At 60.8% G+C, this 13,813-nt stretch carries 14 protein-coding genes; 4 read left to right on the forward strand and 10 right to left on the reverse strand.

Features of this window, described 5'->3' with window-relative positions; all coding sequences use genetic code 11:
- Positions 1–105: 105 nt before the first annotated feature.
- Positions 106–525: a YqaA family protein gene (locus tag ACZ9W6_RS06485; protein WP_465190274.1), complete on the reverse strand. Its 420-nt coding sequence runs from the start codon at positions 523–525 to the stop codon at positions 106–108.
- Positions 515–832, reverse strand: a complete 318-nt coding sequence (gene cyaY, locus ACZ9W6_RS06490) for an iron donor protein CyaY (protein ID WP_465190275.1) — start codon at positions 830–832, stop codon at positions 515–517. The genes ACZ9W6_RS06485 and cyaY overlap by 11 nt, the downstream gene beginning before the upstream one ends.
- Here cyaY and lptM point away from each other — a divergent pair.
- From lptM to ACZ9W6_RS06510, 4 genes are all read left to right on the forward strand, one after another.
- A complete protein-coding gene (gene lptM, locus ACZ9W6_RS06495; protein WP_465190276.1) occupies positions 831–1,028 on the forward strand; it encodes an LPS translocon maturation chaperone LptM in 198 nt (65 codons plus the stop codon). The genes cyaY and lptM overlap by 2 nt on opposite strands.
- Positions 1,025–1,507, forward strand: coding sequence for an N-acetyltransferase family protein (locus tag ACZ9W6_RS06500; RefSeq protein ID WP_465190277.1), 483 nt, complete (start codon positions 1,025–1,027; stop codon positions 1,505–1,507). Before lptM ends, ACZ9W6_RS06500 begins: the two co-directional genes overlap by 4 nt.
- 144 nt (positions 1,508–1,651) lie before the next feature.
- On the forward strand, positions 1,652–2,422 hold the full coding sequence (locus ACZ9W6_RS06505) for a DeoR/GlpR family DNA-binding transcription regulator (protein ID WP_465190278.1): 771 nt from the start codon (positions 1,652–1,654) through the stop codon (positions 2,420–2,422).
- 156 nt (positions 2,423–2,578) lie between these two features.
- The gene (locus tag ACZ9W6_RS06510) at positions 2,579–4,462 is read left to right on the forward strand and encodes a ribonuclease catalytic domain-containing protein (protein WP_465190279.1); all 1,884 of its coding nucleotides are present in this window, start codon (positions 2,579–2,581) and stop codon (positions 4,460–4,462) included.
- A 67-nt stretch (positions 4,463–4,529) separates the two neighbouring features.
- Here ACZ9W6_RS06510 and ACZ9W6_RS06515 read toward each other — a convergent pair whose 3' ends face one another.
- The 8 genes from ACZ9W6_RS06515 to ACZ9W6_RS06550 form a co-directional block, all read right to left on the reverse strand.
- Positions 4,530–5,354 (reverse strand): HDOD domain-containing protein, encoded by an 825-nt coding sequence (locus ACZ9W6_RS06515; RefSeq protein ID WP_465190280.1) that lies wholly within the window; start codon positions 5,352–5,354, stop codon positions 4,530–4,532.
- A gap of 233 nt (positions 5,355–5,587) precedes the next feature.
- Positions 5,588–6,313 (reverse strand): substrate-binding periplasmic protein, encoded by a 726-nt coding sequence (locus tag ACZ9W6_RS06520; RefSeq protein WP_465190281.1) that lies wholly within the window; start codon positions 6,311–6,313, stop codon positions 5,588–5,590.
- Between the two features lie 102 nt (positions 6,314–6,415).
- Entirely contained in the window at positions 6,416–7,636 is a 1,221-nt protein-coding gene (alaC, locus tag ACZ9W6_RS06525) for an alanine transaminase (RefSeq protein ID WP_465190282.1), read from the reverse strand.
- Positions 7,637–7,839: 203 nt separating this feature from the next.
- Entirely contained in the window at positions 7,840–8,949 is a 1,110-nt protein-coding gene (locus ACZ9W6_RS06530; protein WP_465190283.1) for an ABC transporter ATP-binding protein, read from the reverse strand.
- A gap of 3 nt (positions 8,950–8,952) precedes the next feature.
- Complete coding sequence (locus ACZ9W6_RS06535; protein WP_465190284.1) at positions 8,953–9,810, reverse strand: carbohydrate ABC transporter permease; 858 nt, start codon at positions 9,808–9,810, stop codon at positions 8,953–8,955.
- A complete protein-coding gene (locus tag ACZ9W6_RS06540; RefSeq protein ID WP_465190285.1) occupies positions 9,803–10,705 on the reverse strand; it encodes a carbohydrate ABC transporter permease in 903 nt (300 codons plus the stop codon). The genes ACZ9W6_RS06535 and ACZ9W6_RS06540 overlap by 8 nt, the downstream gene beginning before the upstream one ends.
- Before the next feature lie 194 nt (positions 10,706–10,899).
- Positions 10,900–12,144 carry an ABC transporter substrate-binding protein gene (locus ACZ9W6_RS06545; RefSeq protein ID WP_465190286.1) on the reverse strand — a complete coding sequence of 415 codons (1,245 nt, stop codon included), beginning with the start codon at positions 12,142–12,144 and terminating at the stop codon, positions 10,900–10,902.
- Positions 12,145–12,399: 255 nt separating this feature from the next.
- On the reverse strand, positions 12,400–13,809 hold the full coding sequence (locus ACZ9W6_RS06550; RefSeq protein WP_465190287.1) for a sensor histidine kinase N-terminal domain-containing protein: 1,410 nt from the start codon (positions 13,807–13,809) through the stop codon (positions 12,400–12,402).
- Positions 13,810–13,813 lie beyond the last annotated feature (4 nt).

Here is a 13,813-nt window from a genome sequence, read left to right on the forward strand (position 1 = left end):
GTTTTCAGCATAGTGAACTTCAGCACTGATGCCAGTAAAGCCCGGATTTCGCTGCGGGAATATACCGTTCGGAAATCCGGATGACTGTTGAGTGTGCCGTACGGTTTACCGTACCAGTTGCAGCGACCACGCCAGCGCCGCGTAGCGGCTGGCCTTGCCCAGCAGGATCCAGCACAGGCAGGGCAGCCAGCGCAGGCGCAGCCAGCCTGCGGCCAACGGTAGCGCATCACCGGCAAACGGCACCCAGCTCAGCCACAGGGCGGCGGGGCCGAAGCGGGCAAACCAGCGCGCCGCGCGCGGCGGCAACGGTCTGGCCGGCGCCTTGCTGCCCAGCCAGAAACTGGTCAGGCTGCCGGCACTATTGGTCACGGTGGCGACCAGCAGTGCCCACCATAAGAGTTGCGGGTGACTGTGCAGGATGCCGGCCAGCACCAGCTCCGAATTGCCGGGCAGCAGGGTGGCCGACAGAAAGGCCGAGGCCGCGAGGCCGCCCAGCAGCGCCGCTTCCGGCCAGTCAGACCACAAAGTCGTAGTCTTCGCCGCTGGCGGCGCGTACCACTTCGCTCAGGGTCGCGCCGAATTCGGCGCCATCCCGTGCGGCCAGCCATTGGCCATCGCGCAGGGCAAAGTGGAAGCCGCCACTCTTGGCGGCGATCCACAGTTCGAAGTTGGCCGCATGACGGTTGATCACGATCTTGCTGCCATTATCAAACGACAGCTCCAGCACATTGCCCTGGCGCAGGTAGTCGGCATCAAGGCCGGCATCATCAATGCTGTTTTCGATGCGTGCAAAGATGTCGTCGGTCAGGGTCAGGAATTCGCTTTCGGTCATGTTGAGCTTTCAAAAGGTTGGCCGCATGGCTTGGGAGTGGCCGGACGGCCTGATAGACTGCGATTTTGCCATAGCCAGCGGAATCCGTATGCGTACCCTCGTGATTGCCAGTGTGTTGTTGTTCGGTCTTGTCGCCTGCGGCTACAAAGGCCCGCTTTATCTGCCGCAAAACAGTACAGCGGCGCAGAGCCAATGAGCGGCCCGCTGATTCGCCTGGCCGACCTGTCCAATCCGGCCGATTGCGAACTGCTGACCCGGCTCACTGATGCCTATGCGCGGGATGCGATGGGTGGCGGTGAGGGCCTGTCGGCGGCCAGTCTGCAGAAGCTGCCGCAGGCGCTGGCCAGCCATGGCGGCCTGTTTGCGCTGATTGCCGAGCAGGATGGCGAGCCGCTGGGCCATGCCCTGTGCGTGCTGGGCTTCTCCAGTTTTGCCGCCGCGCCCTTGTGCAATCTGCACGATGTCTCGGTATTACCGGCGGCGCGTGGCAAGGGCATCGGTCGCTTGTTGCTGCAGGCCGTAGCCGCCGAAGCGCAACAGCGCGGCTGCGCCAAGCTCACGCTCGAAGTGCGTGAAGACAATGACGTGGGTCTGGCACTGTATCGGCAACAAGGCTTTGCCCAATCGGGCTTGGGTGGCACAAGCTATCTGATGATGGAAAAGCCATTGGCATGATGATGCGGAATTGCCGCAGTCTGCGCATTCATTGCCTTGGCGATTTATGGCAAATGGTTCGTTTATGACAAGCAGGCGTTGCGATAATGGCCTTTTTCATGATAAAGACTAGGCTAATATTTTCGTTTGCGAACTTGTGAAATCATGAGCCGATCACCCAGACACGACAAAATCCTGCAGCTGGTGCGCGAAAACGGCTTTATGCCTATTGAAGAACTGGCGCGTCTGCTGGACGTGACGCCACAGACCATCCGCCGCGACATCAACCAGCTGTGCGAGGCCAACCTGCTGCGCCGCTATCACGGTGGTGCTGCCTTGGGCAGCAGTGTCGAGAACGAAGATTACTTCGCCCGCAAGGGCAAGCTGCAAAGCGAGAAGGCACACATCGCCGACATGATCGCGGAGAACATTCCCGATCATGCCTCGCTGTTCATGAGTATCGGCACCACCATCGAGGCGGTTGCCCAGGCGCTGACGGCCACCCACAAGGGCCTGCGCGTGATTACCAACAATATTCACGTCGCCTCCATCATGTCGGCCAACCCCGACTTTACCGTGATGATTACCTCGGGCGTAGTGCGTGCCTCCGATGGTGGCATTACCGGTGTGGCCACGCTGGACTTCATCAACCAGTTCAAGGTCGATTACGCGGTCATCGGTGTATCGGGCATAGAGAATGACGGCTCGCTGCTGGACTTCGATTACCGCGAAGTGCGCGTGGCGCAGGCGATGATGAATAATGCGCGCCACCGCTATCTGGCGGCGGATCACAGCAAATTCGGCCGCAATGCGCTGGTGCGCATGGGCCATATCAGCGACTTCAATGCCATCTATACCGATGCGATGCCGCCGGAAAACCTGAAGAAGCTGCTGCAGGATCACAATGTGCGCATGTATCTGGCCGATCCGGTCTGAGCGCTGACTTGCCCGCCAACGCCACCTTTTGCAGGTGGCGTTTTTCATGCTGGCGAGTGCTGACAAGCTCGTGCATCGCGCAGGGTCGGGCAGGCAAAGCGCGGGCCGCTCGGGTATACTGACGCTCTTGTTTTCACCAGAACCGGCGCACGCAGCATGAATGTTTTTTACGAAGAAAGCGGCAACTTCAAGGTAGGCAGCGTGGTATCACGCGCAGATGCCAGTCTGCAGATTGATACCCAGCACGGCAAACGCACCAAGCTGAAAGCGGCCAACGTATTCCTGGAGTTTTCCAGCGATCTGCAGGCCTTCCTGCCGGCTGCGGAAAAGATTGCTGCCGATATCGACATCGACTTCCTGTGGGAGTGCTGCGGCGAAGACGAATTCGGCTTCGAAACGCTGGCCGCCGACTACTTCGGCCATGCGCCATCGGCCTTCGAGAATGCGGCGATCCTGCTCAAGCTGTATGCCGCGCCGATGTACTTCTACAAGAAGAGCAAGGGCCGTTTCAAGGCGGCACCGGAAGACACGCTGAAAGCGGCACTGGCCGGCATCGAGCGCAAGAAGCGCGAGCAGGAACAGGTCGATGCCTGGGCGGCCGAACTGGCGGCCGGTACGCTGCCGGATGCGATCCGCAGCCAGCTAATGACGCTTTTGTATCGCCCGGACAAGAACACCCTCGAATTCAAGGCTTTCGATCAGGCCAGCCGTGCGACCGGCCTGCCACCGCTGCGTCTGGCGGACAAGGTCGGCGGTATCAGCTCGGTGCCGGATTACCTGATGGCCGGCTTCCAGCTCGAGCACTTCCCCAAAGGCACCGGCTTTGGCAACCATGCGGCTGCCACGCTGCCGGACGATCTGCCGCTGGCCGAAGTGCAGGCTTTCTCGATTGATGATGCCAATACCACCGAGATCGACGATGCGCTGTCGGTGGTGTGGCTGGACAACGGCAATATCCGCGTCGGCATCCATATCGCCGCACCGACGCTGGGTATCGCGCCGGGCTCCGATCTGGAAAAAGTGGTGCACAACCGCCTGTCTACTGTTTACTTCCCGGGCAGCAAGATCACCATGCTGCCGGACGAAGTCGTACAGCTGTACACCCTGCAGGAAGGGCGCGCCTGCCCGGCGCTGAGCCTGTATGTCGAGGTGACGCCGGCCTTCGAGCTGGTGGCCTTCGACAACCGTGTCGAGCGTGTACATATTGCGGCCAACCTGCGTCACGATCAGCTGGAGCAGGTGTTCAACGAAGAAACGTTGGCCGCAGACGGTTTTGGCCCGGATTACGCCTTCAAGCGCGAACTGGTGTGGCTGTGGCAGTTTGCCAATGCGCGCGAAGCCTTCCGCGGCAAGACGCCGGATCCGAACCGTCCGCCACAGGTCGATTACAACTTCGACGTGATCGACGGCAAGGTGCTCATCACCATCCGCAAGCGTGGCTCGCCGATGGACAAGCTGGTGTCCGAGCTGATGATTCTGGCCAATAGCGAATGGGGCCGCATGCTGGCCGAAGCCAATATCCCGGCGATGTATCGCGCGCAGAGCATGGGCAAGGTACGCATGACCACCAAGCCCGAGCCGCACGTCGGCCTGGGGGTGCAGCAATATGCATGGAGTACCTCGCCGCTGCGTCGCGCGTCGGACTTTATCAACCAGCGCCAGCTGACCGCGATGATCCGTGGTGAGACCCCGCAGTACAAGCAGGGCGATGCGATGCTGTTTGCGCTGCTGCGCGATTTTGACACCGCCTACAGCGCTTATCTGGGCTTCCAGGACAAGATGGAACACTTCTGGTGCTTGCGCTGGTTCAGCCAGCAAGGCATCAGCGAGCCGACTGCCAGCTATATCAAGGAAGATCTGGTGCGTATCGACGGTGTGCCACTGCGTACACGCATTCCGGGCCTGCCAGAGCTGGCGCAGGGTGACCGCATCCAGCTGCAGATCATCCGTATCGACGAGCTGATGCAGGAAATCGAGTTCCGCTTTGTCAGCGTGATCGAGCGTCGCCAGCCGCTGGCCACAACAGCCGAAGGCAGCTGATCGCCCTTATTTGGCATGCACAAGGCCGCAGGCATTGCCTGCGGCCTTGTCGTTTTGCGGCCAACCTTCACAGCAGGTCGTCAGTAGTGGTGCTGGATTCCTGCAGATCATGCATCTTGCCGGCCAGCTCGCCGATGTCGATCGACAGCGAGGTCAGCAGGTTGGTGGGCAGGCTGGCCAGCATGTCGGCCTCGCTCACGCCATTATTGAAGCCACTCACGATGAAGCCGGCGAGGCCGAGTACGCGAGCGTAAGGGCTGACCAGCTGCGGGTGGGTGAGGTTGTGCTGCTGGCGAATGGCCTCCTGGATCTCATCGGGGAAGTTCCAGCGACGGGCGAGCTCGGCTCCGACTTCGGTCAAATCCATGCCCAGCACCATTTGTTCGGTAGGCAGGCGCGCCGCGCCGCCGACCACCGCCTTGTCGATCTGCACCGCTTTTTCCGGCTCGGCCACATGCAAGACCAGCTCGCCGATATTGGCCATCAGGCCGCAGGTGTAGGCAATCTGCTGGTTCAGCTTGGCCATCTTGGCCAGCAGCTTGCTGGTATTGGCGGTTTCGAAACTGCGCTGCCAGAAGGTCTTCATGTCAAAGCCCGGGATATTGGCGCTGACCCCGGTGACGCCGGAGGCAATCACCAGCACCCGCAGATTGTCGAAGCCGAGAATCACCACCGCGTCTTCCAGCGAGCCGACCTTGCGGCTGCCGCCAAAACGGGCAGTATTGGCCAGACGCAGCACGCGTGCACTGAGTACCTGATCGTGGATGACCTTGCCGGTAATCTCGTCAATATTGATATCGCTTTGCTGGAAGCTGGCGACCAGCTCCTGGACTACCTTGGGTACCATCGGCAGCTTGCCGGATGCCTTGTCGAACAGCTCAGTCACTTGCATGGTCGGTCTCCTTGTCTGGTGTGCGCTCTCCTGCCATAGACTGAGCTTAGGCAATCCGGCAGCGAAAAACAGGATATTTTTAATGTCGTTGGCGTGTTGGTTGCCGCCTGCAAATGCATCAGCAATGCTGCAGGGAAGGTTGGCCGCAGAAGGTCCAGGGCAGATAGCGGGCGATTGAAACGTCAGCGTACATGGGCCTTGTCATGACTGGCCCGGATGCGAGGCTGTGCCGGCTAGGGGGCGACCTCGTGTTCGTAGTCATCCCAGATTTTTTCCAGCGTCTTGTCTTTCTGCATGCTGAGCAGGGCTTTTTGCAGTTTGAAAATCTTGCTGCGATCGGTGGACAGGCTGCAGCCGAGGTAATTCTCGATCTGGTTGAAAACCAGCAATGGTTGCAATTGGCCGGCATCCAGCCCCAGCCGGCGGGCGACGATAGGCCCGGTCAGCAAGCCTGCCGGGTAGAGGTCGATGCGGCCGGCAAACAGCTTGCGCATAGACTGGTCTTCGGTGGCGCCATAGTCCAGCTGATAGCCACGGCTTTCCAGCCAGGTGGCCTTGGCATCCTTGTTCTGGCCGCCGATACGCAATTTGCCGGCGTCCTCCAGTTTGCCCAACTCGAGCTTGCGCGAGCGTAGCGCGAACAGTGCCCATTTGTTGTAGGCAATCGGCCCTATCCACTGGAACCACGCTTCACGTTCGGGGATGCGGCCCAGGGTAAATGCACAGAAATTCGGCTCGCTACGCGCATTCTGGAACACCCTGGCCCAAGGCTGATCGACATACTCGACTGACAAGCCGGCCCGCTTGAACAGCTCGGTGGTGATATGGGCGGCCATGCCTTGTGGCTGGCCTTTTTCGCTCCAGTTGAATGGCGGATTGTCACCGACGCCTATGGTCAGATCGGCAGCAGACAGCTGGGTACTGCAAGCGAACAGCAGGGCGGCGGTCAGGTGTTTCATGCGGGTGTCTCTTGAAGCGGCCACACGGATGGCAGGCTTGATCCATGATAGGCAAAGACAGAAAAAACGGCAGCCAGTTGGCCGCCGTTTTTTAGAGGCAGATCAGAGGCTGTCCTGCTCCGGAATCGGCAAACCGTCGGCACGGAACATGGTCTTGATGCCGCGAATTGCCTGACGGATGCGGTTCTCGTTTTCGATCAGCGCGAAGCGCACATACTCGTCGCCGTAGTCACCAAAGCCGACGCCGGGCGAGACCGACACGCGGGCCTTGTCCAGCAACAGGTTGGCAAAGGCCAGGGAGCCCAGCTGGCGGTAGTGCTCGGGAATACGCGCCCAGATGTACATCGAGGCCTTGGGCTTGTCGACCTGCCAGCCGGCCTCCATCAGGCCCTTGTACAACACGTCGCGGCGCTTCTGGTAAGTGGCGGCGATGTCCTTCACGCATTGCTGATCGCCTTCCAGCGCGGCAATCGCTGCGATCTGCAGCGGAGTGAAGGTGCCGTAATCGTGGTAGCTCTTGATGCGGGCCAGCGCGGCGACGAGGTCAGGATTGCCGACCATGAAGCCGATACGCCAGCCGGCCATGTTGTAACTTTTGGACAGGGTGAAGAACTCCACCGCGATGTCCTTTGCCCCCGGCACCTGCATGATGGACGGCGCCTTCCAGCCGTCGAACACAATGTCGGCGTAGGCCAGATCGTGCACCACGAAGATGTCGTGCTTCTTGGCCAGCGCAATCACGCGCTCGAAGAAGTCCAGCTCCACGCATTGCGCCGTCGGGTTGGACGGAAAGCCGATCACGATCATCTTCGGTTTGGGGTAGCTGCCACGAATGGTTTTTTCCAGCTCGGCAAAGAAATCCACCTCCGGCGACATCGGCACGCTACGGATGTCCGCACCGGCAATCACCGCGCCGTAGATGTGGATCGGGTAGCTCGGATCCGGCACCAGCACCGTGTCGCCGCGATCCAGCGTTGCCAGCATCAGATGGGCGAGGCCTTCTTTCGAACCGATAGTGACGATGGCCTCGCTATCGGCGTCGATTTCCACCTGATAACGATCTTTGTACCAGCGCGAAATGGCACGGCGCAGGCGCGGAATGCCCTTGGATGCGGAGTAGCCGTGAGTATCCGGCCGCTGGGCGGCTTCGGTCAGCTTGGCGACGATATGCGGTGGCGTGGCACCGTCGGGGTTGCCCATGCTCATGTCGACGATATCGTCGCCACGGCGGCGGGCGGCCATCTTGCGTTCAGCGGTGATGTTGAAAACGTAAGGAGGAAGACGATCGATGCGCGCAAAGCGGCGCTTGCCGGTAGACGACATGGTGAACCTTTCAACGTAAGCGCCCGGAACCGTCCGAGCGACGCTCCCCCGACACAGGGGATAGGGCATCCTAAGCGTCTGGCATGGTGCTTGTCCAGCCTTGCGGCCAACCTTGGCTGCTGGTGTGGTTTCACATGAAACAGCGATGAAAAAAGCCGCACCCGAAGGCGCGGCAAACACTGGCGGAAAAACGGAGAAATCGTTCAGATGATGCGGGTCTCGCTGGCCGGGTCAAACAGCACCAGCTTGGACACGTCGAAAACCAGCTGCATATTGCCGCCGGCGTGGCCGGCTTCCAGCGGGTGGCTGCGGCAGCAGACCTTGCTGCCATTGAGCGTGATGAACACCAGGGTGTCCGGACCGGTCGGCTCGGTCACGTCGATATGGCATTGCATGGCGGGCAGGTCGGCACGGTGGGCGGTGCGGGTGTCGGTGATCTGCTCCGGGCGGATGCCGGCAATCACCTCGCGGCCCAGCCATGCGGCCAACCTGGTGCTTTCGTGTGCCAGTGGTAGCAGCACGCTGTGACGACCATCGCTGAGGACGATGCCGGGCACGCCGTCCTGCTCTTCGATGGTGGCGCGGATGAAGTTCATCGACGGCGAGCCGATGAAACTGGCGACAAACAGATTGGCCGGGTTGTCGTAGATGTCCTGCGGGCTGCCGAATTGCTGCACGATGCCGTCCTTCATCACCGCGATCTTGTCGCCCAGCGTCATCGCTTCAATTTGATCATGCGTCACGTAGACGATGGTCGAGCGCAGGCGCTGGTGCATCAGCTTGATTTCGGTGCGCATCTCGACGCGCAGCTTGGCATCGAGGTTGGACAGCGGCTCGTCGAACAGGAAGATGGACGGGTTGCGCGCCAGGGCACGGCCCATCGCCACGCGCTGACGTTGGCCGCCGGACATCTGGCCCGGCTTGCGATTCAGCAGATGGGTGATCTGCAGCATCTCGGCCACGCGCTGTACGGTGGCGTCGATTTCGGCCTGCGGCACCTTGCGGATTTCCAGACCGAAACTGATGTTCTGGCGCACGGTCATCGACGGGTACAGAGCATAACTCTGGAACACCATGGCGATGTCGCGATCTTTCGGCGACAGGTCGTTGACGCGCTTGCCGCCGATTTCGATATCGCCGCTGCTGATGTCGTCGAGGCCGGCAATCATGTTCAGCAGCGTGGATTTGCCGCAGCCTGACGGGCCCACCAGAATCAGGAATTGGCCGTCTTCGATGGCGATATTGATGCCTTTGAGCACGTCGGTGCCGTTGGCGTAGGTCTTGCACACGTTGTTGATGGTAAGTGCGGCCATTTCTTAACCTTTCACGGCACCGGCTGTCAGGCCACGCACGAAGTAGCGGCCGGCAACCATGTAAACGAACAGGGTAGGCAGCGCGGCGATGATTGCCGCGGCCATGTCGACGTTGTATTCCTTCACCCCGGTAGAGGTGTTCACCAGATTGTTCAGCGCCACGGTAATCGGTTGCGCCTCACCGCTGGCGTACACCACGCCGAACAGGAAGTCGTTCCAGATCTGGGTGAATTGCCAGATCACGCACACCACGAAGATGGGGCCAGAGATCGGCAGCAGGATGCGCAGGAAGATGGTCCAGAAGCCGGCGCCATCGATGCGCGCCGCCTTCACCAGCTCGTCCGGCACGGTGATGTAGAAGTTACGGAAGAACAGCGTGGTAAACGCCGTGCCATACACCACGTGGGTCAGCACCAGGCCGGTGGTGGTATTGGCGATGCCCAGCATGCCCAGAAGTTGCGCCATCGGCAGCAGCACCACCTGGAACGGGATGAAGCAGCCTACCAGCAGCATGGTGAACAGCGCGTCGGAGCCGCGGAAACGCCACATCGACACCACGTAGCCATTGAGCGCGCCGATCAAGGTAGAGATCAGCACCGCCGGCACGGTCATCTTGATGGAGTTCCAGAAGAAGCCCTGCATGCCGTTGCACTCCACGCCGGTGCAGGCACTGGCCCAGGCCTTGGCCCAGGCACCGCCTTCCCACACTTGCGGCAGTGACAGCATATTGCCGCTGCGGATGTCGTCCAGGCTCTTGAACGAGGTGGTCAGCATCACATACAGCGGCAGCAGGTAGTAAATGGCCATCAGGAGCAGCGCGGCGTAGACCAGCGCGCGGCCAACGGTAAGGTTCTTAAACACGTTTGGCACTCCTTGTTTCCATGTACATCAGCGGTACCAGTACGGCCACGATGGTGAACAGCATCATCATCGCGGATGCCGCGCCCTGGCCCAGCTGGCCGCGGGTAAAGGCGAACTGGTACATGAAGATGGCCGGCACGTCGGACGAGGTACCCGGGCCGCCACCGGTCAGCGCCATCACCAGGTCGAAACTCTTGATGGCAATGTGCGACAGGATCAGCAGCACGCTGAAGAACACCGGGCGCAGGCTGGGAATCAGGATGCGGCGGTAGATGGTGGGCAGGCTGGCGCCATCCACCTGGGCGGCCTTGATGATGGAGTCATCGATACCGCGCAGGCCGGCCAGGAACAGCGCCATCACGAAGCCGGAGCTTTGCCATACACCGGCGATCACCACGGTGTAGATGGACATGTCCGGGTTCACCAGCCAGTCGAAGGTGAAGTCGGCGAAGCCGAAATCGTTCATCACCTTCTGCAGACCCATGTCCGGGTTCAGCATCCACTTCCAGGCGGTACCGGTTACCACGAAGGACAGCGCCATCGGGTACAGGTAGATAGTACGCAGCGCGCCTTCGGCACGGATTTTCTGGTCCAGCAGCACTGCCATCAGCAGACCCACCAGCAGGCAGATCAGGATGAACAGGCTGCCGAAGATGCCAAGGTTGGCCGCAGCGGTCCACCAGCGCTCGTTTTCGAATAGCGCCTGGTACTGCACGAAGCCAGCCCACTCGAAACGGGGCATCAGTCGGGATTCGGTAAAGGAAAGCCAGCCGGTCCAGGCGATGAAGCCATAGACAAAAACCAGGCTGGCAGCCAGCGTCGGCGACAGTACCAGCTTGGGCAGCCAGCGGTCGGCCAGTGCACTGAGACGGCCTTGCGATGCGGAGGCAGACATGTGTGATTCCTTGCTGTCTCGTTTAGGGAGAACACGCCCGCTTGCCCAGCAGCCGGCAACACATCGCCCTGCCGCAAGCATGCAGCATGACGGGACGGACGACGGACATGGGCGGCGGGTGACAGGCCGCCAGGCGGCCTGTCGTGACACGGTTCAGGCAACACCCTGCCGCCCGTGCGGCAGGGTGTTGGCACTTAGCGTACTGCGCTGGCCTTGGCCAGACGCTCGGCAGCCTGGGCCGGGGTCATGTTTGAGTTCATGAACTGGGAGATCACGTCCACCATGGCACCCTCGGTAGCTGACGGCATGGCCATCTTGTGGGCAAAGCTCGGTACCAGCTTGCCTCCTTTGGCGGCGGCGTTCATGTCGGTACTGGACTTCTTGGCGCAGTCGTCAAACTTGGCCATCGGGGTATCCAGGCGAGCCGGGATGGAGCCCTTGTTCAGATTGAACACTTCCTGGAAGGCCGGACTCATGATGGTGGCAGCCAGGTCGGCCTGGGCTTTCACCGCGGCCGGAGACTTCTGCTGGAACATGGCCATGGAGTCGATGTTGAAGGTGAAGGCATTCTGGGTACCCGGCGCATCGGTACAGATGAAGTCTTTGCCCGGCACCTTGCCTGCGGCGGTAAATTCGCCCTTGGCCCAGTCACCCATGAACTGCATGCCAGCCTTGCCGTTGATCACCATGGCGGTGGCCAGGTTCCAGTCGCGACCAGCGGCACCCTTGTCGATATAGGTTTTGAGCTTGGCCATGGTCTCGAACACTTTGACGGTCGTCGCACCGCCTACGGTAGCCTTGTCCAGTTTCACGAAGGCCTTGTTGTAGTAGTCGGCACCGCCTACACCCAGCGCCACCGATTCAAACAGGGTAGCGTCTTGCCATGGCTGGCCACCGTGAGCGATCGGCTGGATGCCGGCTTTCTGAAGTTTGTCGGCGGCTGCAAAGAATTCCGGCCAGGTTTTCGGTACAGTGGCGCCGGCCTTCTTGAAGGCTTCCGGGTTCACCCACAGCCAGTTCACGCGGTGTACGTTGACCGGGGCGGCCACGTACTTGCCTTTGTATTTCATCACGTTGCTGACCACGGTTGGCAGCTGTTTGTCCCAGTTGCCGGCTTTGGCCACGGCATCGATGTCAGCCAGCACGCCTTCTGCACCCCATTCCTGAATGGCCGGGCCCTTGATCTGGGCGGCGGTTGGCGGGTTGCCGGAAACAACACGGGTTTTCAGTGCGGTCATGGCGTTGTCACCACCACCACCGGCTACGGCGAAGTCTTTCCAGGTGTGACCCTTGGCGGTCATCAATTTTTTCAGTTCGGCCGCGGATTTGGCCTCGCCACCGGAGGTCCACCAGTGCAGCACTTCAACATCACCGGCAAATGCGATGCTTGGCAAAAGGGATGCGGCCATGATGGCCAGGGTCAGACGCTTGAGTTGCATGTTCTATCTCCTGTTGTGTCGGCTGCCAGGGCTGACTCTTGTTTGGCGCTTGCTGGCTGGACTAACTATAAGACTGCTTAGTAAGTTTTGTGTAAGAAATTGGTAAGACTTTGCGTGGCGCTGTAAGAAAACAGGACGACTGACATGTTGCACTGCGATGTTGTCGTGCGCCGGATAGCCGGTCTGGCTAGGCTGGATGGGATTGTGCGTCGCAGCACTGCGCTGCGAATGTAGTGTGCAAACTACGCCACGGTTTCAGGCTGATGGGGAGAGTGGCAGGGTAAAGCTGGATTGCAGCCCCCCGCCTGGCAGGTTTTCCAGCTGGATCTGGCTGCGATGGCGCAGCGCGATTTCCTGCACGATGGCAAGGCCGAGGCCGCAGCCTTTGCCCCGGCCTTCGGCGCTGCCGCGGTAGAAGCGTTCGAACACATGGGCAAGCTCGGCTGGCGGGATGCCCGGCCCGTTATCGCGCACGGCCAAGGTGACCATGCCGGCGTGGCGCGACAGTTGCAGGGTGATTTCACTGCCTTCGGGGGAATACTGGATGGCGTTATCCAGCAGATTGGCAATCAGCTCGCGCAGCAGGCCGGCGTGGCCCATTACCGGCAGGCTGTCAGCTTCGCCTTCGAGACCGAGATCCTGATTCTTGCGCAATGCGGCTTGCACCATCTCGCTGGCGACTTCGCGCGCCAGGGCTAGCAGATCAAGCGTCTGCATCTGCAGGCCGGCTTCCGGCTCGGCCCGAGCCAGTGCCAGTAGCTGGTTGACAAGGCGGATGGCGCGCGCCACGCCGCTTTGCAGCTGCGACAGCTGTCTGGCCAGCGACAGGTGATCAGGCTCGACCTCGGCCAGCTCGCCTTGCAGCAGTTCGGCCTGAGATTTCAGCCCGGCCAGCGGCGTGCGCAGCTGGTGGGCGGCATCAGCAATAAAGCGGCGCTGTTGCAGCACCTGGCGGTTGACCTCGTCCAGCAGATCATTGATCGCCCGCGCCAGCGTGCGCACTTCGGCGGGGGCATTATCGATGGCGATCGGGGCCAGATCGCGTGCCGAGCGGTTTTCCACCGTGCGGCGCAAATCACGCAAGGGTGAAAGTCCGCGGCTGATACCGGCCCAGACCAGCACGCTGGTCATGCCCATCAGCACAAACAGCGGCAAGCCCATGTCGAGCAGGATCTTTTGCGCCAGCTCGGCATTCAGCGCGCGGCTCTTGGCAATCTGCACCAGCATCATTTCGGGCCGGTCCGGCGTGCCGGCATGCAGATACAGCGCCACCACACGCACATCCACACTGCCCATTTTGCCGTTGTAAAAGATGGTGTTGCCAGGCTGGCGTGAAGTCAGTGCTGGCGGCGGTGGCAGATTCGGGTCGCCGAGCAGGAAAGATTCGGGTGGGGAGCTGACCTGATAATAGAAGCGGTCATTCGGATCTTGCTCGAGGATGTCGCGTGCAGCACGCGGAAAGTCGATGTAAAAACCGTTGCCGAAGGGTTTGACCTGGCGTGCCAGCGCCCGCGAAGACTTGGCCAGCGTGCGGTCTATTACCTCGTCGGTGTAGCGCAGGGTCATGGTGTAGGCCAGTGCCGCCGCGGCCAACCAGAGCACCAGTTGCGGCAACAGCAGCCACAGCGTGAGCTGGCGTCGCAGGGAGAGCTGGGCCTTGGCCATGACA

The organism is Vogesella lacus (assembly GCF_979366295.1).